Genomic DNA, 23,040 nt, shown 5'->3' with positions numbered 1-23,040 from the left:
CGGGGAACAACCCCGGGCGCCGAAGAGAGCGGGCCGTCGCGTCCGCTACGAAACGTCTCAGGCGTTCACGCCGTGCTCGCTCAGGTAGGCGATCGGGTCGATGTCCGAGCCGTAGTCCGCGGTGGTGCGGACCTCGAAGTGCAGGTGCGGTCCGGTGACGTTGCCCGTCGCGCCGGACTTGGCGATCTCCTGGCCGGCCGTCACGGTGTCACCCTGGGCGACACCGATCGAGGACAGGTGGCCGTACTGGGAGAAGTGGCCGTCGGCGTGCTCGATGACGACCTCGTTGCCGTACGCGCCGCCCGAGCCGGTCGACACGACGGTGCCGTCGGCGATCGACTTCACGGAGGTGCCGGTCGGGATCGAGTAGTCGGCGCCGGTGTGGCTGCCGCTGGACCACATGGATCCGGAGTTGCCGTAGCCGTGGCCCTGGGCGCCGTCGACCGGCGCCACGTAGTCGCCGGAGGCGGTGGTCTTGGCGCTCGCCTGCGTGGCGGTGGCCTCGTCGGCGGAGCCGCCCTCGGCCGCGCCGCCGAGGTCGAGCTTGACGCCGATCTTGAGGTGGTCGGCGTTGGAGCCGACGGCGTCCTTGTTGTCCTCGTACAGCTTCTTCCAGCCGCCGTCGACGTCCTGCGCCTTGGCGATCTTCGAGAGCGTGTCACCGGCCTTGACGGTGTACGTCGTGGCGTCGGCGGTGCCGCCGGACGTCGCGGCCTGCGCGCCGGTGGCGCCCATCAGCGGCAGCGCCACGGCGACTCCACCGGCGGAGGCGACGGCGGCGACACGGGCGATGCGGCGGGAGGTCGAAAGGCGGTGCTTTCCCTTTGCGGGCATGCTGAATTTCCTCTCCGTCGCCTACGAGGTGAGCTGTCGGGTTCGGGCTGGAGATGCCCGGCCGCACCCGGAGTACGGGCACGGCTTCACCCCTAGCCGCTTCGGGAAATCCCCCTACGCGGCGTCGTGCGTGTGGGTCCCCCGCTCCTGCCGTGACGGGTAGTCGAAAGGAATCCGGGCGGCGGCAGGACTAGGCGTTCCGACCGGATTGATTGGTGACCGTAGGCGAACCGCAATGGCGGCGACAACTGCCGAATTCACCTGCGGCGGCAATTCCTTGGGTTTCTGAGGCCTCCCTGTGTAACCCTGCGTCGACATTCCCCGCTTTACCAACGCCATACCTTCGGGGATTACTGGGGAGGCAATCCGGGCCGCCCGCCACACAGCGTCACGAACATGAGGCCGGTCACGCACACGCCCACAAGCCCCTTCGATTCACGCACAGTTGGCACAGATCGGAACGAATCGGACAGATGGTTGCCTGTGGAACCGATGTCGTATCGTCAGGAGCGCGCCCGCCGGCGACCCAACGCCGGTGCACCGATTGGGAGGAGCCCCTGTGACGCAGCACGCACCGTCCACCGAGCCCGAGCTGACCGGAGTGCGCAACTTCCGAGACGTGGGCGGCCTGCCCACCGTGGACGGCCGGCGCGTGCGCCAGGGCGTACTGTTCCGCAGCGGTCACCTCGCCCACGCCACGGCCGAGGACTCGACCTTCCTCTCCTCGCTCGGCCTGCACACCGTCTTCGACTTCCGCAACGCCGCGGACCAGAAGCTGGAGGGCGCCGACGTCGAGCTGCCCGGTGTGCGCAATCTCAACCTGCCGCTCAACGACCCGGCCGACGGCGCCGAATTCTGGGCCATGGTCCGCGACGGCGACATCGAGCAGCTGCGCCAGATCCTCTCCGAGGGCCGGGCGGCCAACCGCCTCGTCGAGTCCTACCGCACCATGATCAAGGAGCGCACCGCCGAGCACAGCCGCGTGCTGCACTCCCTCGCCGAGGACAGCCTCCCCGCGCTGATGCACTGCGCGGCCGGCAAGGACCGCGCCGGCCTGTCGATCGCGGTGACGCTGCTCGCGGTGGGCGTGGAGCGCGACGCCATCGAAGCGGACTACCTCAAGTCGAACGAGAAGCACCGCCGCTACAACGTGCGCCGCACCGCCACCGCGAAGGACGCCTACTCCCCCGAGGTCATGGAGCTGCTCAGCCCGCTCTTCGACGCCCGCATCGAGTACCTCAACGCCGGCCTCGAGACCATCGACGAGCAGTGGGGCAGCACGGACCGCTACCTCGAAGAGGGCCTGAAGCTCACCGCGGCCACCCGCGAGCGGCTGCGCGAGCGGCTCCTCGACTGACGGTCGGGCGTCATACGGCGCCGCGCCGGGCGTCACCTGCCGCCCGGCGCCGCCCTCGCCGTGACACCGGGCGCCGAACGTCACCCCTCCCTGTCTCGCAGCGCCGCGCGGGCGGGGAGGGTCACCGCGAGCAGGCCGAGGCACACCGCGCCCCCGGCGAACGTGCCGTACAGCAGCGGCGGTATGTACGGGGACTCCCCCGTCATTCCGCGCATCATCGGGGTCAGCGTGATCAACGCGATGGCCGTGCCCAGCGCCACCCCCGCCGCCGACACCAGCAGGCTCTCCCAGCGCAGCATCCGCAGCACCTGGCGGCGCGTGGAGCCGACGAGGCGGAGCACGGTCAGTTCGCGGCGGCGGTCCAGGACCGTCATCACCAGGGTGTTGACCGCCGCGACGGCGGCGAAGCCGCCCAGGACCGCGGCCATCATGTAGTTGGACCAGGCGCCCAGTTCGTCGTCGACGCTCCGCGCGACGGCGTAGCCCGAGGCGTCGGTGACCTGGCCGAGCGCGGTGAGCGGCCCGGCGTCGCCGCCGCGCACCAGCAGCGTCCCGTCGAAGCCCGAGGTGACGTGTCCTGCCAGGGAGGCGCGGTCCATGGTCACCGCCGGCAGGCCCAGGCCCCGGCCGTAGACCGCGGCGACCTCCGGGCGTGCCTTCGTGCCGTCGGGGAGATAGAGCGGCAGCCTGTCGCCGACCTGCACCTTCGCCGCCGTGGCGAGGGTCCGGTCGATGGCGATGCGGCCCGCGCCCACCCGGTCCAGGCTGCCGCCGCGCACATCCAGGTCCTGCACCTTGGCGAGCTCGGCACCGGAGCCCGAAATGCCCTGCGTCGCGGTCGCCTGCAGCGACGTCTCGCCGCCCGAGTCGACCGGGACGAGCACCTGCGTGTCGAGCAGGCTCACCGCCGCGTCGACGCCGGGGGCTCGGGCGGCCCGGTCGGCCGCGCCCGCGGGCAGGCCCGCCGGGTTGGTGACGACGTGGTCCGCCGTGAGGCCCGCGCGCAGCTGGTCCGCGGAGACCTTGCTCTCGCTCGTGTGCATGAACACCAGCGTCGAGGCGAAGGCCATCGCCAGCACGATCGGCGTGATCGCGGAGGCCAACCGGCGTGAGTTCGTACGGGAGTTGGCGGCCGCCAGCGAGGCCGAGGCGCCGCCGCCGCGCAGCAGCGCCCCGAAGAGCGTCGCGCACAGCCGGGCCACCAGCGGGCCGAGCAGGGCGACGGCGAGCATGAAGAGCATCACGACGCCGAGGGAGGCGTTGGCCGCGTCGGCGCCGCCGGTCGTGGCCGCGACGCCCGCGAGCGCCGAGCCGCCGCCGAGGGCCGCGAGGCCGAGCACGGTGCGGATGACGCCCGGGCGCAGCCGCTCCACCGAGGCCTCGGCGAGGGCCTGCCCCGGCTTGATCCTCGCGGGCCTGCGCCCGGCGATCCAGCCCGCGCCGAGCGCGGTGAGCAGTCCCGTCCCGACGGCGGCGACCAGCGGGATCCACGAGACGTGCAGCTCGACCGCCTGCGGGACGGCCCCGCGGTCCTGCAGCTGCCCGAACCACCAGTGGGCGAGCCCGATGCCCGGCAGGCACCCGAGCACCCCGGCGAGCGGCGCGACGAGCAGCGCCTCGGCGGCGACCGCCCGACGGATCTGCCGCGGGGTGGCGCCCACGGCACGCAGCAGCGCGAACTCGCGGGTGCGCTGGCCGACCGAGAGGGCGACCGTGCCTGCCGCGGTGAACACGGCGACCAGCGTGGCGATCCCGCCGAAGGAGCCGCCGAGCGCGGTGAGCGTCTCCTTGGCGTAGGCAAGTCCGTGGTCCTCGACCTCGCCGCGGTCGTCGCCGGTGAGCACCTGCGCGTCGGATCCTGCCAGGGCCTTCTCGACGGCGGTGGCGAGGGCACCGGTGTCGGCTCCGTCCTTCGCCAGGACAGCGACGGCGTCGGCCTTGCCGGGGTGCCCGGACAGCGCCGGGGCCTCGGTGTCCGCGAACCAGGCCGTGGCCCCGCCGCCGGACGCCGTGCCCGTCGCCGCGGTGTCGCCCGGCCCGGCTGCGGCCAGACCGGACACCCGGAACTGCCCGCGTCCCGCGGCGGTTTCCAGCGTGACCGTGTCACCGACGTCGGCCTTCGCGGTGCGGGCCGCGGCGGCGTCGAGCACCACCTCGCCCGTGCGCGGCCCGGTTCCTCCGGACAGCGTGCTGCCGGTGAAGGCGTGCGAGCCCCAGCCGTGGCCGGTGAGTCCGCCGCTGCCCTGCCGCACCGGGAAGCTGAAGTCCGCCACCGCGGCCTCGGCTCCCGGTGCTCGGGCGGCCTTCGCGGCGAGCCCCGCGTCCACGCGCGCGGTGTCCGGGAGCGGGTACGCCGTCTCCTCGGGGCCGTCGACGGTGTCGGCGACGACGCGGGCGGACTGATCGGCCGCCGCCACGACCGGCGCCTTCGCGTACCGCTCGGCCGGAACCGAGGCACGTACGCCCGTCTCCAGCAGACTGCCGCAGGCCGCGACGATCAGTGCCGACATCAGCAGCGCGACGAACGTGCCCGCGAACGAGGCGGGTTTGAAGCGGACGGCCGCCCGCGCGAGACCGTTCGGGGCGAGGCGCCTCATGCCGCCGCCCCCGCCATCGCGCCCGCGCGGGAGGTGCGGGCGGCGAGCGTCGCCATCCGCGCCGCGATCGTCTGCGCCGAACCGCGCTCCAGGCTGTCGGCGAAGGCGCCGTCGGCGAGGAACAGCACGCGGTCGGCCCAGGCGGCCGCGGCCGGGTCGTGGGTGACCATGACGACCGTGGCACCGAGGGAGTCGACCGCGTGCCGGAGCAGGCCGAGGACCTCGGCGGCGGTACCGGTGTCGAGGGCGCCGGTGGGCTCGTCGGCGAACACCACGTCGGGGCTCGTGACCAGGGCGCGGGCGACGGCCACGCGCTGCTGCTGGCCGCCGGAGAGCTCACCGGGCCGGCGCCGCGCCTTGTCGGCGAGCCCGACCTGCGCGAGCACGGCTGCGGCGCGGCGGCGGTCCTGGCGCTGCCCCGCGAGACGCATCGGCAGCAGCACGTTCTGCTCCACGGTCAGCGACGGCAGCAGGTTGAACGCCTGGAAGACGAAGCCGAGGCGGCTGCGGCGCAGCTCGGTGAGCCGGTTCTCGCTCATCCCGGTGATCTCCGTGCCACCCAGGCGCACGGATCCCTCCGTCGGCCGGTCGAGCCCGGCGGCGCACTGCAGGAAGGTGGACTTGCCTGACCCGGACGGCCCCATGACGGCCGTGAACGTGCCGCGCGGAAGCGCGAGATCGACGCCCGCGAGCGCGTGCACCGCCCCGGCCCCGCGCCCGTACCGCCGCCGCACACCGCGCAGTTCGACAGCGAGCCCCGGCGTCCCGGCCGCCGCCTCCGGCCGCCCGTCCTCCACCGTCCGCCGCTTGCTCCTGCGTAGCCCCATGGCCCTGTCCCGCCCTCTCGCACTCGTCCGCGTTCTGACGCAGAGGAGTGTGCGAGGACGAACGGGCGGCCGGCGTCATACCCAGGAGCCAATGATGGGGTGGTACCGCAGTAGGGGTGGCGCCGTCGCCAACGGGGTCCAGATACTCGGCAAGAGGGGCACACGATGTAGGCGGATGAGTACGCTTCAAGATATGACACCTCGGAAGCGCGTGACGGTGACCCTCCCCGTGGACGTACTCGAGGCAGCGACCAACGAAGCCGACGGAAATCTGTCGGCCTATGCGGCGAAGGCCCTAATGGCGCAGGCCGTACACGACTCCGCCGCCCGCCTCGCCACGTGGCAGGCCTCCCGCCGCGAGCCCCTGAAGGACCTCGAAGTCTTGCAGCTCGATGCCCTCGACGACTTGAACCGCGGTACTGCCGCGTAAGCGACAGCCTTCCCCTACTCCGACGCGGCCGATTCTGGGAGGTCGGTGGCCATCACTGACTCCCACCCAGCGTAAACAGCAAGTAGATGAACGCCGCCAGCGCATGCCCGGCGAAGACGTACACCAGGACCCGGATCAGGATGCCGCGCGGCAGCTTGTCCTCGATCTGGCGGCGGGCCGGGGCGGGGGTGGGCTCGGTCGGGTCGGCCGTGTCAGCCATGGCGGGTCTCCTTTACCGGGCCCGACGACGGGCCGAGGCACAGCGCGGCCGTCGGGCTCTGCAGCAGGGTGTGGACGAACAGGAAGTCGACGCCGCCCGGGTCGACGGCGGCGATCCGGTGCGGGGTGAGCGAGTCGAAGTGGGAGCTGTCCCCCGGGTCGAGCCGGTAGGAGGTGTCCCCCAGGCGCAGGCGCAGCCGGCCCGACAGGACGTACAGCCACTCCTCGCCCGGGTGCACGCGCACGACATCGCCCTGGGAGCCGTACGGCGCGTGGACCTGCAAGGCCTGCATGCCGCGGCCCGGTGATCCGGCCTGCCGGTACGTCCAGCCGCCGGCCTCGGTCGCGTCCATCGTGCCGCCGCGCACGACCGCGTCCCGGTCGGCGGGGGTCTCGCCCAGGAGTTCGGATACCGTCGTACCGTAGATACGGGCCAGTGAGAGCAGCATCGGGAGCGAGGGCTGACGCTGTCCGGTCTCCAGGCGGGACAGGTGCGCCGGGGACAGGCCGGCGGATGCGGCGGCCGCCTCCAGGGTGAGGGCGGCGCGGCGGCGCAGTTCGCGGAGCTGGGGCGCGACGGCGGGAAGTTCCGGGGGTTCCGGAACCTCCGCACCGTCCGCCTCGTCCGGCGAGAGGGCAGGGCTCATGCTCTCGATTCAGCCAGAGCCTTGCCTCTGCGGCAACTTTCTTGCCTCAGAGGCAAAAGCCCGCGGCCGAGCCGAACACCCCGGCCCACGACCACACGATCTCAGCGGTTCGCCACCGCCTGCTTGATCAGTGTCTTGCTGAAGTCCCACATCAGCCCGCCCCCACTGTGCGCGTCGTCCATGACCGCCGTGAACGCCTCGACGAACCGCTCGACGTCGGCCTCGTTCACGACCAGCGGCGGGATCAGCTTGATGACCTCGAGGTGGTCGCCCGAGACCTGGGTCAGGATCCGGTGCTTCTGCAGGAGCGGCACCACGACCATCTGCGCGAACAGGCCCTTGCGCGCGGCCTGCAGCATCGTCCAACGGCTGCGCAGTTTCAGGGACTTGGGGCGGCCGAACTCGATGCCGATCATCAGTCCGCGGCCGCGCACGTCGCTCAACAGCTCGTAGCGGTCGACGAGTTCGCTCAGGCGGGAGATGAGCAGCTCGCCCATCGCCCGCGCGTTCGCGACCGTCTCCTCGTCCTCCATGACCGACAGGACCGCGAGGCCCGCCGCCATCGCCTGCGCGTTGGAGCCGAAGCTCGCCGAGTGGACGAGGACCCGGTCCATGGACGAGTAGACCTTCTTGAAGATCCAGTCCTTGCCGAGCGTCGCGCCGACCGGTACGTACCCGCCCGACAGCGCCTTCGCCACGCACACCAGGTCCGGCTCGACGCCCTCCTCGTGCTGGTAGGCGTAGAAGTCACCCGTCCTCCCCAGGCCCGTCTGCACCTCGTCCGCGATGAGCAGCGCCTTGTGCTTGCGCAGCAGCTCCTGCGCGCCGCGCAGATAGCCGGGCGGCGCCGCGTACACGCCCTTGCCCTGGATCGGCTCGACGATCAGTCCGGCGACGTCGCCCTTCTTCAACTCCCGTGCCAGCGCGTCGAGATCGCCGAGCGGGACCGGGGTGTCGGGCAGCAGCGGGGCGAAGCCGTCGCGGAAGCCGTCCTCCCCGTTCACCGACAGCGAGCCGGTCGTCAGACCGTGGAAGGCGTGCGCGCAGTACAGGATCCGCGGCTTGCCGGTCGCGTACCGCGCGAACTTCAGCGCCGTCTCGACCGCCTCCGTACCGCTGTTGCCGAAGAACACCCGGTCCAGGTGCGGGCTGTGCGCCACCAGCTTCTCGGCGAGCAGGCCCGGCAACGGCTGGCAGTCGAAGCGGGTCAGGTCGGCGAGCGAGGCGTCGAGGACGTCGTGCAGTGCCTTGCGTACGACGGGGTGGTGCCGGCCGAGGCCCATGACGCCGAAGCCGGCGAGCATGTCCAGGTAGTCGTTGCCGTCCGCGTCCCAGAAGTGCGCGCCCTCGGCCCGCTCGTAGACCTTGTCGAAGCCGATGGTGTGCAGCATCTTCGGCAGCTGGTGGTTGAGGTACTTGGTGTGCAGCTCGTACCGTTCGGCGCCGCGCTCGGCGAGCAGCGTGCCGAGGTCGAACTCCTTGCTCATGCGTTCTTCTCCTTGTCCGCGGCCGCGTTCGGGTTGTCCGCGGCCGGGCTCAGACTGGTCGCGATCCGGCCCGCGATCTCCACCGGTGTCAGACCGATGTCGGCCAGCACCTCGCCCCGCTTGGCGTGCGGCAGGAACTGCTCGGGGATGCCGAACCGCCGTACGGGAACGTCGACATCCGCCTCACCGAGGGCGAGCGCGACGGCCGAGCCGACGCCCGCCGCCTTGCTGTTGTCCTCGACGACGGCGACCAGGTCGTGCGCGGCGGCCAAGGGCGCGAGGTCGGGGTCGACGGGTTTGACCCAACGGGGGTCCACGACCGTGCAGTTGATGCCGCGCTCCTCCAGGAGTTCGGCGGCCTGGAGGCACACCGACGCCATCACACCGACCGAGACAAGCAGCACCCGCGCACCCTCGGTGCGGTGCAGTACGTCGATGCCGCCGACCCGGTCGACCGCCGCGATCGGCGCGCCCACCGACTCCTTGGGGAACCGCAGCATGGTCGGCGCGTCGTCGACGGCGACCGCTTCGCGCAGCTGGGCCCGGAGCTGGTCGGCGTCGCGCGGCGCGGCGATCCGCAGGCCCGGCACGACCTGGAGCACGGACATGTCCCACATGCCGTTGTGGGAGGGCCCGTCGGCGCCGGTGACGCCGGCCCGGTCGAGCACGAAGGTGACCCCGCACTTGTGCAGCGCGACGTCCATCAGCAACTGGTCGAAGGCCCGGTTGAGGAAGGTCGCGTACACGGCAACGACCGGGTGCAGACCGCCGGTTGCGAGCCCGGCGGCCGACACCGCCGCGTGCTGCTCGGCGATCCCCACGTCCCAGACCCGCTCGGGGAACTCCTGGGCGAACTTGGTGAGCCCCACCGGGTGCAGCATCGCCGCGGTGATCGCGACGACGTCCTCGCGCTCGCGCCCGATCGCCGCGATCTCGTCGCCGAACACCGAGGTCCAGGAAGGCCCGTTGGACGGCGCGAGCGGCTCGCAGGTGAGCGGGTCCATCACGCCGACGGTGTGGAAGCGGTCCGCCTCGTCGGCGAGCGCCGGCTCGTAGCCGCGGCCCTTCTCGGTCAGGCAGTGCACGAGGACCGGCCCGTGGAAGCGTTTCGCGCGCCGCAGCGCCGATTCGACGGCACCCGCGTCGTGGCCGTCGATGGGGCCCACGTACTTCAGGCCCAGGTCCTCGAACATGCCCTGCGGCGCGAACGCGTCCTTGAAGCCCTTCTTCGCGCCGTGCAGCGACTCGTACACGGTGTGCCCGACGACGGGCGTGCGCAGCAGGACGTCCTTGCCCCAGGCCAGCACCTTCTCGTAGCCGTCCGTCGTCCGGAGCGTCGCCAGGTGGTTGGCGAGGCCGCCGATGGTGGGTGCGTAGGAGCGTTCGTTGTCGTTGACGACGATGATCAGCGGCCGGTCCTTGGCGGCCGCGATGTTGTTCAGTGCCTCCCAGGCCATCCCGCCGGTCAGGGCGCCGTCGCCGATGACGGCGACGACGTGGCCGCGCTCGCCCTGCACCTGGCGTGCCTTGGCCAGGCCGTCGGCCCAGCCGAGCGCGGTGGAGGCGTGCGAGTTCTCCACGATGTCGTGCTCGGACTCCTCGCGCGAGGGGTAGCCGGACAGGCCGCCCTTGCCGCGCAGCTTGGAGAAGTCCTGGCGGCCCGTCAGAAGCTTGTGCACATAGCTCTGGTGACCGGTGTCCCACACGAGGCGGTCCACCGGTGATTCGAAGACCCGGTGCAGCGCGATGGACAGTTCCACCACGCCCAGGTTCGGCCCGAGGTGTCCCCCCGTCCTCGCGACCGCGTGAATGAGGAACTCCCTGACCTCCACGGCCAGTTCGTCGCGTTCCTCCTCGCTCAGTGCCTTCAGGTCGCGCGGCCCCCGGATGCTTTCCAGAATCGTCACGCTCGAGCCCCCTTCCCGTCCTTCGTCAAGAGATCAGCTCACGGTGACGTCGGGAGCCCCCGACGCGGCGCCGTCCTTCTCCATCTGTTCGGCGATCTTCATCGCCTCTTCGATCAGCGTCTCGACGATCTTCGACTCGGGCACCGTCTTGATGACCTCGCCCTTGACGAAGATCTGGCCCTTGCCATTGCCGGACGCGACCCCCAGGTCCGCCTCGCGCGCCTCGCCGGGGCCGTTGACCACGCAGCCCATGACGGCGACCCGCAGCGGCACCTCCATGCCGTCGAGCCCGGCGGTCACCTCGTCGGCCAGCTTGTAGACGTCCACCTGCGCGCGCCCGCAGGACGGGCACGACACGATCTCCAGGCGGCGCTGCCGCAGGCCCAGCGACTCCAGGATCTGGATGCCGACCTTGCACTCCTCGGCGGGCGGCGCGGACAGCGAGACCCGGATGGTGTCTCCGATGCCCTCGCTCAGCAGCGCCCCGAAGGCCACGGCGGACTTGATGGTGCCCTGGAAGGCGGGCCCGGCCTCGGTGACACCCAGGTGCAGCGGATAGTCGCACGCGGCGGCGAGCTGCCGGTACGCGTTGACCATCACCACCGGGTCGTTGTGCTTCACCGAGATCTTGATGTCCCGGAAGCCGTGCTCCTCGAAGAGCGAGGCCTCCCACAGCGCCGACTCGACGAGCGCCTCCGGGGTCGCCCTGCCGTACTTCTGCAGCAGCCGCTTGTCCAGGGAGCCCGCGTTGACCCCGATCCGGATCGGTGTGCCGGCGTCCGAGGCGGCCCGCGCGATCTGCTTCACCTTGTCGTCGAACTGCTTGATGTTGCCCGGGTTCACGCGCACCGCCGCACACCCCGCGTCGATGGCGGCGAACACGTACTTCGGCTGGAAGTGGATGTCCGCGATCACGGGGATCTGCGACTTGCGCGCGATGGTCGCGAGGGCGTCCGCGTCGTCCTGCGTCGGGCACGCCACCCGCACGATCTGGCAGCCGGAGGCCGTCAGCTCGGCGATCTGCTGCAGCGTCGCGCCGATGTCGGACGTGCGGGTCGTGGTCATCGACTGTACGGACACGGGGGCGCCGCCTCCCACGGCCACCGGTCCGACCTGGATCTGACGGCTGACTCGCCGTTCAGCGATGGGTCGGACCGGCACCTCGGGGAGGCCCAGTGAGACAGGCTCTCCGGTCATGACGCGCTCACCCACGGTTCCCGGCGACGGTCTCGGACATGGCGCGAATGGACTCCTTCAGCGATCCCATCGTGGCGAGCACGGCGGTCGGCTCGTAGCCGCAGTGCGCCATGCAGTTGTCGCAGCGCGGGTCCTTGCCGCGGCCGTACGCGTCCCAGTCGGTCTTCTCGATGAGCTCCTTGTACGTGGGCACGTACCCGTCCGCCATCAGGTAGCAGGGCTTCTGCCAGCCGAACAGCGAGTAGTTCGGGATGGCCCACGCGGTGCACGGGAAGTCGACCTTGCCCTCGAGGAAGTCGAGGAACAGCGGCGAGTGGTTGAGCCGCCAGCGCCGCCTGTTGCCGCCCGTGAACGCCTTCTTGAACAGCTCGCGGGTCTGCGTGACGCCCAGGAAGTGGTCCTGGTCGGGCGCCTTCTCGTAGGCGTACGCGGGCGAGATCATCATCTCGTCGACCTTCAGGTCGTCGTTGAGGTAGTTGAGCACCTCGATGATGTTCTGCGGGGTGTCGGTGTTGAAGAAGGTCGAGTTCGTGGTGACCCGGAAGCCGCGCCGCTTGGCCTCCTTGATCGCCTCGACCGCCTCGTCGAAGACACCTTCCTTGGCGACGGACTCGTCGTGCCGCTCGCGCATGCCGTCGATGTGCACCGTGAAGGCGAAGTACGGCGAGGGCGTGAACTTGTCCATCTTCTTGCGCAGCAGCATCGCGTTGGTGCACAGGAAGACGTACTTCTTCTTGGCCACCAACTGCCGCACGATCTCCTCGATCTGAGGGTGCATCAGCGGCTCGCCGCCCGCGATGGACACCATCGGGGCGCCCGATTCGAGGACGGCGCCGACGGCCTGGGCGACCGGCATGCGCTGCTTGAGTACCCCGGCCGGGTGCTGGATCTTTCCGCAGCCCTCGCACTTCAGGTTGCAGGCGAAGAGCGGTTCCAATTCGACGATCAGCGGAAACTTGTCCCGCCTGCGGATCTTCTGTTCAGCGAGATATGTCGCAACCTTGATGGATTGACGAAGCGGCATGGCCATCTGGGCTCACCTCCGAGGGAGCAGCAAAGAACGGTGCCATTCAAAAAAAGCGGGCAGGACGGCACGAAGGACACGGAAAGCCGATAGTCCACCGCGAACCGTGCCGATCCTGACGAGTTCATGTTCTGGAGCGTCCACGACCACCCGGACGGCGGCAACCGGACGCCTCCCGGCGCCCCCGGCCGCCCGCAGGGTCGCGGCCGACTCCATGTCGACGGCGATCGCGCCGGTCGCGAGCAGGTCGGCGCGCTCGTGACCGCGCACCACGTGGTCCGAGCCGGTCAGCGGCCCGGTGTGCACGGTCCTGCCGGGCACGGCCCGCACCAGCTCCTTGACGAGGAGCTCCGTGCCCGCGCACGGCGTGCTGCCGTACGTGTCACGGGTCTCCTCGGCGACGACCAGGTCGCCGGGGTGCATGCCGGGCGCGAGCCCGGCACAGAACCCGGTGGCCAGTACGGCGGCGTCGCGCAGCACGGGCGCGCCCAGCGCCTCGGTCACGGCGCGCTCGGCGGCCGTGGGCCCCATGCCCGTACGCAGCACGGTCACGGGGCTCGTGGCCCCGGCCCGGCTGCCGCTGCGCAGCGCGAGGTGCTCGATGCCGAGCGCGCAGGCGACCAGCAGCGGCGCGGTCTCCGGTGGGCGGGCCACCGGCGATGCGGTCATCAGCTCCCCTTGGCGGCGGCGCCCTTGTCGCTGAACGGCTCGCCGTTGACGTACCGGCCGAGCGCGGTCAGCGGGAACACCTGCCGGTACAGGTGGTAGTTGATCGAGAAGTCCCAGGGGAAGCCGGTTCCGGTGAAGTACGGCTCGTCCCAGGTGCCGTCCTCGGTCTGGGTCTCGGCGAGGTACGTGACGCCGCGTTCGACGGCCTTCGAGTCCCGCTCCCCCGCCGCGAGCAGCGCGAGCAGCGCCCAGCCGGTCTGCGAGGCGGTCGAGGCGCCGTGCCCCTTCCAGTCCTCGTAGCGGTACGAGCGCAGGTCCTCGCCCCAGCCGCCGTCCTCGTTCTGGACGGACTCCAGCCAGCTCACGGCCCGTCTGATCGCGGGGTGCGAGGCGGGCAGGCCCGCCGCGGTCAGGGCGGGCACCACGGAGCCGGTGCCGTAGACGTAGTTGACGCCCCAGCGGCCGAACCAGGCGCCGCTGTCCTCCTGTTCGGCCAGCAGCCACTCGATGCCGCGCCGGGTGCGCGGGTCGCGGGTGCGGCCCTCGACGGCGAGCATCTCGACGACGTGCCCGGTGACGTCGGCGGACGGCGGGTCGATGACCTCGCCGAAGTCGCAGAACGGCAGCCGGTTGGGGAACGGACTGGTGTTGTCGACGTCGAAGGCGCCCCACGCGCCGTTCTTCGACTGCATCCCGAGGTTCCAGCGCACACCGCGCTCGATGGCCCGCTCGACGCGCGCCTTGTCGGGGTGGTCCACCCGGCGCAGCGCGAGCACCACCTCGGCGGTGTCGTCGATGTCGGGGTAGTTGTCGTTGTCGAACTCGAACGCCCAGCCGCCGGGCTCCAGTTGGGGCTTGCGCACGGACCAGTCGCCCGGCCGGTCGATCTGCTCGGCGATCATCCACTCGGCGGCCCTGACGAGCGCCGGGTGGTCGGCGGGCAGGCCCGCGTCGGCGAGCGCGATGGTCGCCAGGCACGTGTCCCACACCGGCGACTGGCAGGCCTCGATCATCCGGGCCCCGTCCTCGCGCCACACGGCGAACCGGTCCAGGGACGCCAACCCGGCCTTGAGGACCGGGTGTTCGAGGTCGTAGCCGAGCAGATGCAGCGCGATGACGGAGTAGACGGCGGGCGGCTGGATGCCGCCCCAGCAGCCGTCGTTCTCCTGGCGCTCGACGATCCAGCGGGCCGCGGAGTTCATCGCGGCCTTGCGCAGCCGCCGCAGGGCCACCTTGCGGTAGCCGTGCATGACCTTGTCGAGTCGCTGGAACGCGCCGTCCCAACTCGCCACCGGGGCAAGGGGTTTGGTGGGGTTCGGGTCGCTCGGGTCGGTGTGCAGCTCGTCCAGCGGGAACGGCGCGGGGCGCACCGGGCGCTTCGCGGACACGACGGTGAGCGGCACGATGGTCTGCCGGGCCCAGCAGCCGAAGTCGTAGATGTTGAGCGGCATCCACTTGGGGAAGTAGATGAGCTCGGGCGGGAGTTCGGGGAGGTCGTCCCACTTCCACCAGCCGAACAGGGCCAGCCAGATCCGGGTGAACACGCGGCTCTCGGCGATGCCGCCGCGCTCGCGGATCCACGCGGAGGCCTTCGCCATGTGCGCGTCGTCCGGCGCGTCTCCGGCCAGGCGCAGCGCGACGTAGGCCTCGATGGTGGTGGACAGGTCGCCGGGCCCGCCGTAGAAGGTGGCCCAGGTGCCGTCCGCGCGCTGCTCGCCGCGGATGAACAGCGCGGCGGCGTCGGTGGTGGCCCGGTCCCTGATGCCGAGGAACTGGCGCAGCAGCAGGTCTTCGGCGTCCATCGTCACATTGGTGTCGAGGTCGCCCTTCCACCAGCCCCGGTCGTCCTGCCGCGCGAGCAGGAAGTCCGTGGCGCGCTGTATGGCTCGTCCGGCGGCGGCTTCGGGCCCGGCCGCCCCGGGGGTCGTGTCGGTCAGTTGGGCAGTGGTGGCCGAGGTCGGCTGCGGGGCAGTGGCTCCGGAGCTTCCGTCGGTCGTCGCTGTCATGGCTATCCCTTCATGCAGTGGTTCTGATGCTGGGTAACCGTCGGCCGGAGCCCTGGCGGGACACCGGCCGGCGACTGCGAGTCATATGCGGCCGATAGTGATCATCTCTTTCGTACGACGACGAAGTCGGCGAGCGCCACGAACTGGGCGCGCACCGAGGCGGGCATCTGGACGGAGTCCAGGGCTTCGAGGGCGACGTCGTACTGGCGTCGCGCTTCCTCGGCGGTCCACTCGCGCCCGCCGGCCTCCTCGATGAGGGCGGCGCGGGCGGCGAAGTCCGCCTCGGTGAAGGTGTCGAAGTCGACGTCCTTGGCGTCGGCGGCGAGCAGTTCGCCGAGCCGCTCGGAGGCCGGTCCTCCGGCGCCGAGCGCGGCGACGACCGGGAGGGACTTCTTGCGCTGGCGCAGGTCGCTCCAGGTCTGCTTGCCGGTCGACTCGGGGTCGCCCCAGATGCCGAGCAGGTCGTCGACGGCCTGGAAGGCGAGGCCCAGGTGGTAGCCGTACTTCTCCAGGGCGTCGGCGGTGGCGTCGTCGGCGCCGCCGAGGACGGCGCCGATGGAGGAGGCGCAGGCGAGCAGGGCGCCCGTCTTGTTGCCCTCCATCTCCAGGCACTCCACGACGCTGACGCGCTCGCGGTGCTCGAAGCCGATGTCCTGCGCCTGGCCGTCGATCAGCGCGCGGCTCGCGGTGGTGAGGCGGCGCGTGGCGCGGCCGGCGTCGACGGTCTCCAGCTCCAGGATGATCTCGTTGGCGAGCGCGAAGAGGGCGTCGCCGACGAGGATCGCCTGGGCGGGGCCGTGCACCTTCCACACCGTGTCGCGGTGGCGGCGCTGCTCGTCGCCGTCCATCAGGTCGTCGTGCAGCAGCGAGAAGTTGTGGACGAGCTCGACCGCGACGGCGCCCGGCACGCCGACCTCGGGGGCCGCGCCCGCGGCCTGCGCGGACAGCACGGCCAGGGCGGGGCGCACGGCCTTGCCGCCGTCGCCGTCGGCCGGGTTGCCCTCGGCGTCGATCCAGCCGAAGTGGTAGGCGGCGACGGTGTCCATCGGGGGTGCCAGGCGGTCCACCGCCGCCTTGAGCACGGGGGTGGCCAGGGTTCGGCCGCGCTCCAAAAGCGCGGTCACGTCCACCGCGTCGGCAGCCTCTGGGGCCGAGGGCACAGGTGGCACAGTCTCTCCTTGATTTACCGGATTCACCGTTGTCGGCACGGACGCCGACGGAAGGTCGCTGGTCACGTCCACCGACGAACGGTCGCTGGTCACGTCCACCGTGGGAAGTTCGCTGGTCACGCCGCCTCCCGGTACAGATGGCCGCGGGGGCGGCCGAGCGCGGCGAGCGCCGCGTCGGCGGCACTGGTGCCGCTGCGGACAGCGCCTTCCATGGTCGCGGGCCACCCGGTGGCGGTCCACGCGCCGGCCAGGTACAGGCCGGGGGCATTGGTGCGGGCCGAGGGCCGCAGGGCGCCGACGCCGGGGGTCGGCGCGAAGGTCGCCGTCCGCTCACGGGTGACGAAGAAGTCGTGGATCGTGGCGCCGCGCGCGGCGGGCAGCAGCCGCTCCAGCTCGGGCAGGTAGCGCTCGCGCAGGGTGGCCACCGGCGCGTCGATCTCGTCCTGGGCGGCCGACTGGGAGACGGCGAGGTACTGGGCGCCGGGCAGCGTGCGCGCCAGGCCCGAGGCGTCGGTGCGGTCGAAGACCCACTGCACGGGCGAGCCGATCGCGGTGAAGAACGGCTGCTTGAGGACCTTGCGGCCGTAGACGACGTGCAGGTTGAGGATCGGCGCGGTGCCGATGTCGAGCAGCCGGCCGGCGTCGTCGAGGGCGCCCGCGGGCAGCAGGTCGTGCGCCTCGCGCTGCGGCACCGCCAGCACGACGCTGTCGGCGGTGAGCACCTCGCCGGGCCCGTCCGGGCCCGCGGGAACCTCCACGGCCCAACGCCCGTTGTCCGTACGGGAGATGGAGGTGACGCGTGTACGGAGTTCGGTGCGTACGCCCGCGGAGTCGAGCGCCTTGCGGGCGAGAGTGTCGTGGAGTTCACCGAGGGGCACCTTGGCCCAGCCGATGTCGGCGGCGCCGGGCTCGGACAGCAGCCCGGTCTTGAACACCATGGCGGCAAGCCCCAGCGAGGACTCGCCCGCCACCGCGTTCAGGGTCGCGACACCGACGAGGTCCCACAGCGCCTCGACGGCCCGCGGCGTCTGACCGTGTTCGGCCAGCCAGGAGCCGAAGTCCTGCGCGTCGAGCGCCGGGTCCGCCGGGTCCAGGGACTTGAGGGCGAGCGCGGCGCGGCCGACGGCCGCGCGTTCGGCGAGCGACAGGTGCGGGTACGTGGCGAGGCTCTTGGCGAGGTGCAGCGGCACGGGCAGCGCGGTGCGGCGCAGCCGGCCGAGCCGGTTCCGCTCGGCGTCGAGCACGGGCACGTCGAGTCGTTCCTGCAGGGGCGCGAGCGCGGCGGCGTCGACGCGGTCGAGGAACCAGCGGTAGGCGGTGCAGCAGCGCAGGTACACGTGCTGGCCGTTGTCGACGGTGAGGTCGCCGCGCTTGAAGGAGAACGCGAGGCCGCCGAGCCGGGGCCGCCCTTCGAGGAGGGTGACGTCCATGCCGCCGTCGGCGAGCGCGAGCGCGGACGTGATCCCCGCGAGCCCACCGCCGACGACCACCGCGGTGGGCCGGGCGCGGTCCGCGGCGGCGTCCGCCCCGGACGCCTCGGACGCCCCGTCCGGCGTGGTCCCGTCACTCATGCGCCCTCCCCCTGGGTGGTGCCTTCGGTGGTGCGTACGGCCCGCACGGGGCCGGATTCGACGGGTGTGGCGAACACGCGACCGACCGTTGCATGCAGGGACGCGGCGTCGCGGCGGAGGGTTGCCCGCCGCTTGGTTCTCGCCCTGTCACCCTGGCCCGCGGTGTCCATCAGGCGCGCCTCCGGGTGGTGCCGCGGGGGGCGCCGCGCACGACGGTGCGGGTGTCGAGGCCCGACAGGCCGCGCACGGCGACGTACGCCTTCTCGTGCCCGGGCAGCGAGACCCGGCCGCGCAGCACGGCCTCGGGGTCGCGCTCGATGCGGTCGAGGAGGCGGCGGTAGATGCCTGCCATGGCGGCGACGCAGGCGCCGGAGCGCCGGTCGAGCATGGGAAGCAGCCGGTAGCCCTCGGCGAACAGGGCGCGGGCCCTGCGCACCTCGAAGTGCACGAGCCCCGCGAAGTCCGATCCGGCCGGCGGCACGGAATCGTGGAACCCGGCGGAGCAGCCGAACTTCGCGAGATCGTCGGCCGGCAGGTAGGTGCGCCCGTCCCCGGCGTCCTCGCGCACGTCGCGCAGGATGTTGGTGAGCTGCAGCGCGAGGCCGAGCGTGTCTGCGAGCTCCGGCGCCCGCTCGACGCCGCGCGCCCCCGGCTCGGTGCCGAACACGCCGAGCGAGACCCGTCCGATGGCGCCCGCGACGCACCGGCAGTAGACCTTGAGGTCGTCCCAGGTCTCGTAGGTCTCGCCGCGCAGGTCCATCAGGACACCGTCGATCAGCTCGTCGAGCGCGTCCAGCGGGACCGGGAAGCGGTCCGCCGTGTGGGCGAGGGCGACGGCCACCGGGTCGGTGTCGTCCTCCTCGACCTTGCCGTCGCGCACGCGGCCGAGCAGCGCCCTGGTCTCGTCGAGCCGGTGCGCCTTGATGTCGGGCTCCAGGCCCCCGTCGCCGATGTCGTCGACGCGGCGCGAGAACGCGTACAGGGCCGACATGGCGCGCCGCTTCGCGGTCGGCAGCAGCCGGATCCCGTACGCGAAGTTGCGGGCCTGCTGCCCGGTGACGGTCTCGCAGTAGCTGTATGCGGCGAGCACCGGCGCCGACACGGTCTGGTCAGACTCCACGGTCTTGCTCACCCCTCTCCTCGCAGAGTCGCTCCCACCTCGCGCAGCAACCGCGCCTTGGTGGGTTTGGGTGGTCCCGGAAGCACGTCGTACGACACGGCGGAGATCGCGTGGACCGCCGCCTTCCCCCCTGCGACGAACCCTGCCAGCAGCAGCTTCAGCCTGCCGTGGACGCTACCCACCAGGGGGGTGCCTTCATTCAGCAGGTTGCGGGCGCGTTCGGCCTCGTACGCGACCAGCGCGCGCACCGATGCGCCCGCGCTCGGCGCGGCGAGGTCGGCCTCGTCGACGTGGAACTTCTTCAGGTCTTCGGACGGCAGGTAGATCCGGTCGCGGCCCAGGTCCTCGGCCACGTCCTGGAGGTGCTCGACGATCTGGAGCCCGGTGCAGACCGCGTCCGAGAGGCGGATGCGCTCGGGGGTCGCGGTGCCGGTGATCGCGAGGACGAGGCGGCCGACGGGGTTGGCGGACAGCTCGCAGTAGGCCAGCAGGTCGTCGTACGTCTCGTAGCGCGTGACCAGCTGGTCCTGGCGGTTCGCGGCGATGAGGCCGAGGAAGGGCTCGGGGGTGAGCGAGCGGTGCCGGACGGTGGGCTGCAGCGCCTTGAGGAGGGGGTGCCGGGGCGGGCCGTCGGAGCCGCCGAAGACACGGTGCAGGTCGGCCTCGAAGGCGTCCAGGAGCGCGAGGCGGTCGTGCGCCCGATCGGGTGACACGCCGAGGAAGCGGGCGTCCGCGCCGCCGGGGGCGAGGTCGCCGTCGCCGATGTCGTCGACGAGGCGCGCGAAGCCGTACACGGCCATCAGGTCGTCGCGCCAGGCGCGCGGCAGGAAGAACGGGGCCACCGGGAAGTTCTCCTCGGCGGCCTTGTCGAGGGTGGCGCTCACCGGGCTCGCTGTTTCGTCAGGGCTCTCGGGGCGCACTCGGGGGCGCGCGCTCACCGGGTGCGGCCCGCTTCCCCGAGGACGGCGAAAGCCCCGCGGAGCTGGAGAGTTTCCATAGCCATTGCCGTCACAACTCCCGTTCTACACTGCGGACCCAATGCATCCCATTTCGGACACGCCGCCCGGCCGTCCGCGCGGCCGCCCAGCCCCGCAGGGGTCGGGATGTCGCGCCTTATCGCCCCACATGCCGCGATTGAGGCCGGTACAGCTTACGTTGTACAACGCCCGCCCTCGCGTCGGGGTGTTCTGCACATCACAACAACACACCGATTGACGCCAAGATTCCTTCAGGGCAAGGAAGTTGACCCGCCCTTGACCGTGATCGGAAATTACTTGGTGCCTACAGGCATATCAGAGGCCCCACCGGACGGAAGCCGGTAGGGCCTCATATGACGTGGTCCAGAGGCGGGCGGTTACTTGCCCGTGAACTTCTCGTACTCCTTGAGTACCTCGGCCGTCGGACCGTCCATACGCAGTTCCCCGCGCTCGAGCCACAGGACGCGCTCGCAGGTGTCGCGGATCGACTTGTTGTTGTGACTCACCAGGAAGACCGTGCCGGCCTCCTTGCGCAGCTCGCGGATGCGGGCCTCGGAGCGCTTCTGGAACTTGCGGTCACCGGTGGCGAGCGCCTCGTCGATCATCAGCACGTCGTGGTCCTTGGCGGCCGCGATCGAGAAGCGCAGGCGCGCGGCCATGCCGGACGAGTACGTCCGCATCGGCAGCGTGATGAAGTCGCCCTTCTCGTTGATGCCGGAGAAGTCGACGATGTCCTGGTAGCGCGCCTTGATCTCCTCGCGGGACATGCCCATGGCGAGACCGCCGAGGATCACGTTGCGCTCGCCCGTGAGGTCGTTCATCAGGGCCGCGTTCACGCCGAGCAGCGAGGGCTGGCCGTTCGTGTAGACCTTGCCCTTCTCGGCCGGCAGCAGGCCCGCGATGGCGCGCAGCAAGGTCGACTTGCCGGAGCCGTTCGACCCGATGAGGCCGATGGCCTCGCCGCGGTACGAGGTGAAGGAGACGCCCTTGACGGCGTGCACCTTGCGCACGCCGCGCTCGTCGCCGCGCTTGACGATCCGGCTCAGAGCGGAGGTGGCGCTGCCCTTGCCGGTCTTGGCGCCGTTGACGCGGTAGACGATGTGCAGCTCGTCGGCGATGACCGTCGGGACGCGCGCGTCGGTGGGGTTGTCGAGATCAGCCACGGCCGTACCGCTCCTCTGCCTTCCAGAAGTAGACGAAGCCGAGCACCGCGACGACCACGGCCCAGCCCAGCGCCAGGGCCCACACGTGCGGCGGCAGGTTGTCGCCGCCGTAGCCGTCGATGAGCGCGTAGCGCATCAGGTCCATGTAGACCGCGGCCGGGTTCCACTGGAGCACGTCCGCGACCCACGCCGGGTGGTCCTTCAGCATGACCGGGATGGAGAACATGACGCCGGACGCGTACATCCAGGTACGCATGATGAACGGCATCAGCTGCGCGAGGTCCGGGGTCTTCGAGCCGGCCCGCGCCATGATCAGCGCCAGGCCCATGTTGAACAGGAACTGCAGCGCGAGCGCCGGGACGATCAGCAGCCACGACAGGCTCGGGAAGCTGCCGAAGGCGCACGCCACGATGAACAGCACGATCATCGAGAACAGCAGCTGCTGGAGCTGCTGCAGGGCGAAGGAGATGGGCAGCGAGGCGCGCGGGAAGTGCAGCGCGCGCACCAGGCCCAGATTGCCCGAGATCGCGCGGACGCCCGACATCACCGAGTTCTGCGTGAAGTGGAAGACGAACACGCCCGTCACCAGGAACGGGATGTACACGTCGTGCGACATGCCCCGGTTCGCACCCAGGATCAGGCCGAAGATCAAGTAGTAGACGAGGGCGTTCAGCAGCGGCGTCACGACCTGCCACAGCTGGCCGAGCTTCGCCTGGCTGTACTGCGCGGTCAGCTTCGCCTGCGAGAAGGCGAGGATGAAGTGGCGACGGCCCCACAGCTGCCGTGCGTACTCGAAAAGGCCCGGCCGGGCCCCGCTGACGGTCAAGCCGTACTTGGCGGCGAGTTCGCGCCGGGAGAGCCCGTCATCGGGCGACGGGGTCGCGCTCACCGCGACTCCGGCGTCATGCGTTGTCTCACTCACAAGAGGAACTTTCGTCTTCAAATGCACGGCCTGCCGTCAGGCACGAGCTTGTCAGATGACAGGGGGTCGGCCCAGTCGGGTCAGCCGCCACACGGTACGCCACTTCATGGGGCGCCTGGGCCCGCAGGGGGTCGTCCAGCCTTCCTTGAAGCCGCCGAGCCAGGCCTTCAGCGCCGGGCCCGAGGGCCGGCGGGCCAGGGTCAGGAGCAGCCAGACGCCGAGGTACACGGGCACCAGGGGCGCCGGCAGATTGCGGCGGGCCAGCCAGACCCGGTTGCGGGCCACCATGCGGTGGTAGACCGCGTGCCGGGACGGGGCCGTGGTCGGGTGGTGCAGCACCATGTCGGCGCGGTAGTCGATCATCCAGCCCGCGTCGAGGGCACGCCAGGCGAGGTCGGTCTCCTCGTGGGCGTAGAAGAACTCCGCGGGCAGCGGTCCGGCCTCGGCGATGACCCGCGTACGCACGGCGTTGGCGCCGCCGAGGAACGTGGTCACGCGCGAGGAGCGCATCGGGTCGGCGGCGCGCAGCCGCGGCACGTGCCGGCGCTGCGTCTCGCCGGTGTCCGGGTCCGCGATGCGGAAGCTGACGATGCCGAGCTGGGGGTCGGCGGTGAAGGCCGCGCGGCACTTCTCCGCCGTGTCCGTCAGCGGCAGCAGCCCGTCGTCGTCCAGGAACATCAGGATGTCGACGTCGGAACCGGACGGTCCGAAGGCCTCGATGCCCACGTTGCGTCCGCCGGGGATGCCGAGGTTCTCGGGCAGCTCGATGGTCCGCACGCCCTCGGGGACGTCCGGGACCGGCGAGCCGTTGCCGACCACGACCACCTCGACCGGGTCGCCGTCCTGCTTGGCGACCGAGTCGAGGAGGGCGCGCAGCTCGGCCGGCCGGTTGCCCATGGTGATGACAACCGCGCCGA

20 protein-coding genes and 1 riboswitch are annotated in these 23,040 nt (G+C 71.4%); of the genes, 2 read left to right on the top strand and 18 right to left on the bottom strand.

Going from position 1 to position 23,040, the window contains the following annotated elements:
* Positions 1–57: 57 nt before the first annotated feature.
* Positions 58–834, bottom strand: coding sequence for a M23 family metallopeptidase (locus ACZ7L4_RS11220; RefSeq protein ID WP_472101455.1), 777 nt, complete (start codon positions 832–834; stop codon positions 58–60).
* A gap of 3 nt (positions 835–837) precedes the next feature.
* Positions 838–1,010: riboswitch (cyclic di-AMP (ydaO/yuaA leader) on the bottom strand.
* A 383-nt stretch (positions 1,011–1,393) separates the two neighbouring features.
* Here ACZ7L4_RS11220 and ACZ7L4_RS11215 point away from each other — a divergent pair.
* A complete protein-coding gene (locus ACZ7L4_RS11215; protein WP_472101454.1) occupies positions 1,394–2,191 on the top strand; it encodes a tyrosine-protein phosphatase in 798 nt (265 codons plus the stop codon).
* An 80-nt stretch (positions 2,192–2,271) separates the two neighbouring features.
* Here ACZ7L4_RS11215 and ACZ7L4_RS11210 read toward each other — a convergent pair whose 3' ends face one another.
* Together ACZ7L4_RS11210 and ACZ7L4_RS11205 are read right to left on the bottom strand one after the other, a co-directional pair.
* On the bottom strand, positions 2,272–4,788 hold the full coding sequence (locus ACZ7L4_RS11210) for an FtsX-like permease family protein (protein ID WP_472101453.1): 2,517 nt from the start codon (positions 4,786–4,788) through the stop codon (positions 2,272–2,274).
* Positions 4,785–5,615, bottom strand: coding sequence for an ABC transporter ATP-binding protein (locus tag ACZ7L4_RS11205; protein WP_472101452.1), 831 nt, complete (start codon positions 5,613–5,615; stop codon positions 4,785–4,787). The genes ACZ7L4_RS11210 and ACZ7L4_RS11205 overlap by 4 nt, the downstream gene beginning before the upstream one ends.
* 229 nt (positions 5,616–5,844) lie before the next feature.
* Between ACZ7L4_RS11205 and ACZ7L4_RS11200 the strand changes: the two genes are divergently transcribed.
* On the top strand, positions 5,845–6,045 hold the full coding sequence (locus tag ACZ7L4_RS11200) for a hypothetical protein (protein ID WP_472101451.1): 201 nt from the start codon (positions 5,845–5,847) through the stop codon (positions 6,043–6,045).
* Positions 6,046–6,097: 52 nt separating this feature from the next.
* Here ACZ7L4_RS11200 and ACZ7L4_RS11195 read toward each other — a convergent pair whose 3' ends face one another.
* From ACZ7L4_RS11195 to ACZ7L4_RS11125, 15 genes are all read right to left on the bottom strand, one after another.
* Positions 6,098–6,265 carry a DUF6126 family protein gene (locus ACZ7L4_RS11195; protein ID WP_472101450.1) on the bottom strand — a complete coding sequence of 56 codons (168 nt, stop codon included), beginning with the start codon at positions 6,263–6,265 and terminating at the stop codon, positions 6,098–6,100.
* A complete protein-coding gene (locus ACZ7L4_RS11190; RefSeq protein WP_472101449.1) occupies positions 6,258–6,911 on the bottom strand; it encodes a helix-turn-helix domain-containing protein in 654 nt (217 codons plus the stop codon). Before ACZ7L4_RS11190 ends, ACZ7L4_RS11195 begins: the two co-directional genes overlap by 8 nt.
* A 101-nt stretch (positions 6,912–7,012) precedes the next feature.
* A complete protein-coding gene (locus ACZ7L4_RS11185; protein WP_472101448.1) occupies positions 7,013–8,398 on the bottom strand; it encodes an aspartate aminotransferase family protein in 1,386 nt (461 codons plus the stop codon).
* Entirely contained in the window at positions 8,395–10,305 is a 1,911-nt protein-coding gene (gene dxs, locus ACZ7L4_RS11180) for a 1-deoxy-D-xylulose-5-phosphate synthase (protein ID WP_472101447.1), read from the bottom strand. Before dxs ends, ACZ7L4_RS11185 begins: the two co-directional genes overlap by 4 nt.
* A 33-nt stretch (positions 10,306–10,338) precedes the next feature.
* A complete protein-coding gene (gene ispG / locus ACZ7L4_RS11175; protein WP_472101446.1) occupies positions 10,339–11,502 on the bottom strand; it encodes a flavodoxin-dependent (E)-4-hydroxy-3-methylbut-2-enyl-diphosphate synthase in 1,164 nt (387 codons plus the stop codon).
* Between the two features lie 7 nt (positions 11,503–11,509).
* On the bottom strand, positions 11,510–12,532 hold the full coding sequence (hpnH, locus tag ACZ7L4_RS11170; RefSeq protein ID WP_472101445.1) for an adenosyl-hopene transferase HpnH: 1,023 nt from the start codon (positions 12,530–12,532) through the stop codon (positions 11,510–11,512).
* A gap of 6 nt (positions 12,533–12,538) precedes the next feature.
* Positions 12,539–13,195, bottom strand: coding sequence for a phosphorylase family protein (locus tag ACZ7L4_RS11165; RefSeq protein ID WP_472101444.1), 657 nt, complete (start codon positions 13,193–13,195; stop codon positions 12,539–12,541).
* The gene (shc, locus tag ACZ7L4_RS11160) at positions 13,195–15,201 is read right to left on the bottom strand and encodes a squalene--hopene cyclase (protein ID WP_472101443.1); all 2,007 of its coding nucleotides are present in this window, start codon (positions 15,199–15,201) and stop codon (positions 13,195–13,197) included. The genes ACZ7L4_RS11165 and shc overlap by 1 nt, the downstream gene beginning before the upstream one ends.
* Positions 15,202–15,302: 101 nt before the next feature.
* A complete protein-coding gene (locus ACZ7L4_RS11155) occupies positions 15,303–16,361 on the bottom strand; it encodes a polyprenyl synthetase family protein (RefSeq protein ID WP_472101442.1) in 1,059 nt (352 codons plus the stop codon).
* 125 nt (positions 16,362–16,486) lie between these two features.
* A complete protein-coding gene (gene hpnE / locus ACZ7L4_RS11150) occupies positions 16,487–17,941 on the bottom strand; it encodes a hydroxysqualene dehydroxylase HpnE (protein ID WP_472101441.1) in 1,455 nt (484 codons plus the stop codon).
* Between the two features lie 169 nt (positions 17,942–18,110).
* On the bottom strand, positions 18,111–19,073 hold the full coding sequence (gene hpnD / locus ACZ7L4_RS11145; RefSeq protein ID WP_472101440.1) for a presqualene diphosphate synthase HpnD: 963 nt from the start codon (positions 19,071–19,073) through the stop codon (positions 18,111–18,113).
* A complete protein-coding gene (hpnC, locus tag ACZ7L4_RS11140) occupies positions 19,070–19,981 on the bottom strand; it encodes a squalene synthase HpnC (RefSeq protein ID WP_472102011.1) in 912 nt (303 codons plus the stop codon). Before hpnC ends, hpnD begins: the two co-directional genes overlap by 4 nt.
* 434 nt (positions 19,982–20,415) lie before the next feature.
* Positions 20,416–21,201 carry an ABC transporter ATP-binding protein gene (locus tag ACZ7L4_RS11135; RefSeq protein WP_472101439.1) on the bottom strand — a complete coding sequence of 262 codons (786 nt, stop codon included), beginning with the start codon at positions 21,199–21,201 and terminating at the stop codon, positions 20,416–20,418.
* A complete protein-coding gene (locus ACZ7L4_RS11130) occupies positions 21,194–22,123 on the bottom strand; it encodes an ABC transporter permease (protein ID WP_472101438.1) in 930 nt (309 codons plus the stop codon). The genes ACZ7L4_RS11135 and ACZ7L4_RS11130 overlap by 8 nt, the downstream gene beginning before the upstream one ends.
* Positions 22,124–22,174: 51 nt before the next feature.
* Positions 22,175–23,020 carry a glycosyltransferase family 2 protein gene (locus ACZ7L4_RS11125; protein WP_472102009.1) on the bottom strand — a complete coding sequence of 282 codons (846 nt, stop codon included), beginning with the start codon at positions 23,018–23,020 and terminating at the stop codon, positions 22,175–22,177.
* Between the last annotated feature and the right edge of the window lie 20 nt (positions 23,021–23,040).

It is taken from the genome of Streptomyces sp. NPDC107575, assembly GCF_055657265.1.
Note: the sequence above shows the minus strand (reverse complement) of the source record. Positions and strands in the feature narration are given on the sequence as shown.

What these genes read in the sequence shown, in the direction of transcription:
- ACZ7L4_RS11220 (WP_472101455.1), bottom strand. Translation starts at nt 834, where the DNA reads ATGCCCGCAAAGGGAAAGCACCGCCTTTCGACCTCCCGCCGCATCGCC.
- ACZ7L4_RS11210 (WP_472101453.1), bottom strand. Translation starts at nt 4,788, where the DNA reads ATGAGGCGCCTCGCCCCGAACGGTCTCGCGCGGGCGGCCGTCCGCTTC.
- ACZ7L4_RS11205 (WP_472101452.1), bottom strand. Translation starts at nt 5,615, where the DNA reads ATGGGGCTACGCAGGAGCAAGCGGCGGACGGTGGAGGACGGGCGGCCG.
- ACZ7L4_RS11195 (WP_472101450.1), bottom strand. Translation starts at nt 6,265, where the DNA reads ATGGCTGACACGGCCGACCCGACCGAGCCCACCCCCGCCCCGGCCCGC.
- ACZ7L4_RS11190 (WP_472101449.1), bottom strand. Translation starts at nt 6,911, where the DNA reads ATGAGCCCTGCCCTCTCGCCGGACGAGGCGGACGGTGCGGAGGTTCCG.
- ACZ7L4_RS11185 (WP_472101448.1), bottom strand. Translation starts at nt 8,398, where the DNA reads ATGAGCAAGGAGTTCGACCTCGGCACGCTGCTCGCCGAGCGCGGCGCC.
- ispG (WP_472101446.1), bottom strand. Translation starts at nt 11,502, where the DNA reads ATGACCGGAGAGCCTGTCTCACTGGGCCTCCCCGAGGTGCCGGTCCGA.
- hpnH (WP_472101445.1), bottom strand. Translation starts at nt 12,532, where the DNA reads ATGGCCATGCCGCTTCGTCAATCCATCAAGGTTGCGACATATCTCGCT.
- ACZ7L4_RS11165 (WP_472101444.1), bottom strand. Translation starts at nt 13,195, where the DNA reads ATGACCGCATCGCCGGTGGCCCGCCCACCGGAGACCGCGCCGCTGCTG.
- shc (WP_472101443.1), bottom strand. Translation starts at nt 15,201, where the DNA reads ATGACAGCGACGACCGACGGAAGCTCCGGAGCCACTGCCCCGCAGCCG.
- hpnE (WP_472101441.1), bottom strand. Translation starts at nt 17,941, where the DNA reads ATGAGTGACGGGACCACGCCGGACGGGGCGTCCGAGGCGTCCGGGGCG.
- ACZ7L4_RS11125 (WP_472102009.1), bottom strand. Translation starts at nt 23,020, where the DNA reads ATGGGCAACCGGCCGGCCGAGCTGCGCGCCCTCCTCGACTCGGTCGCC.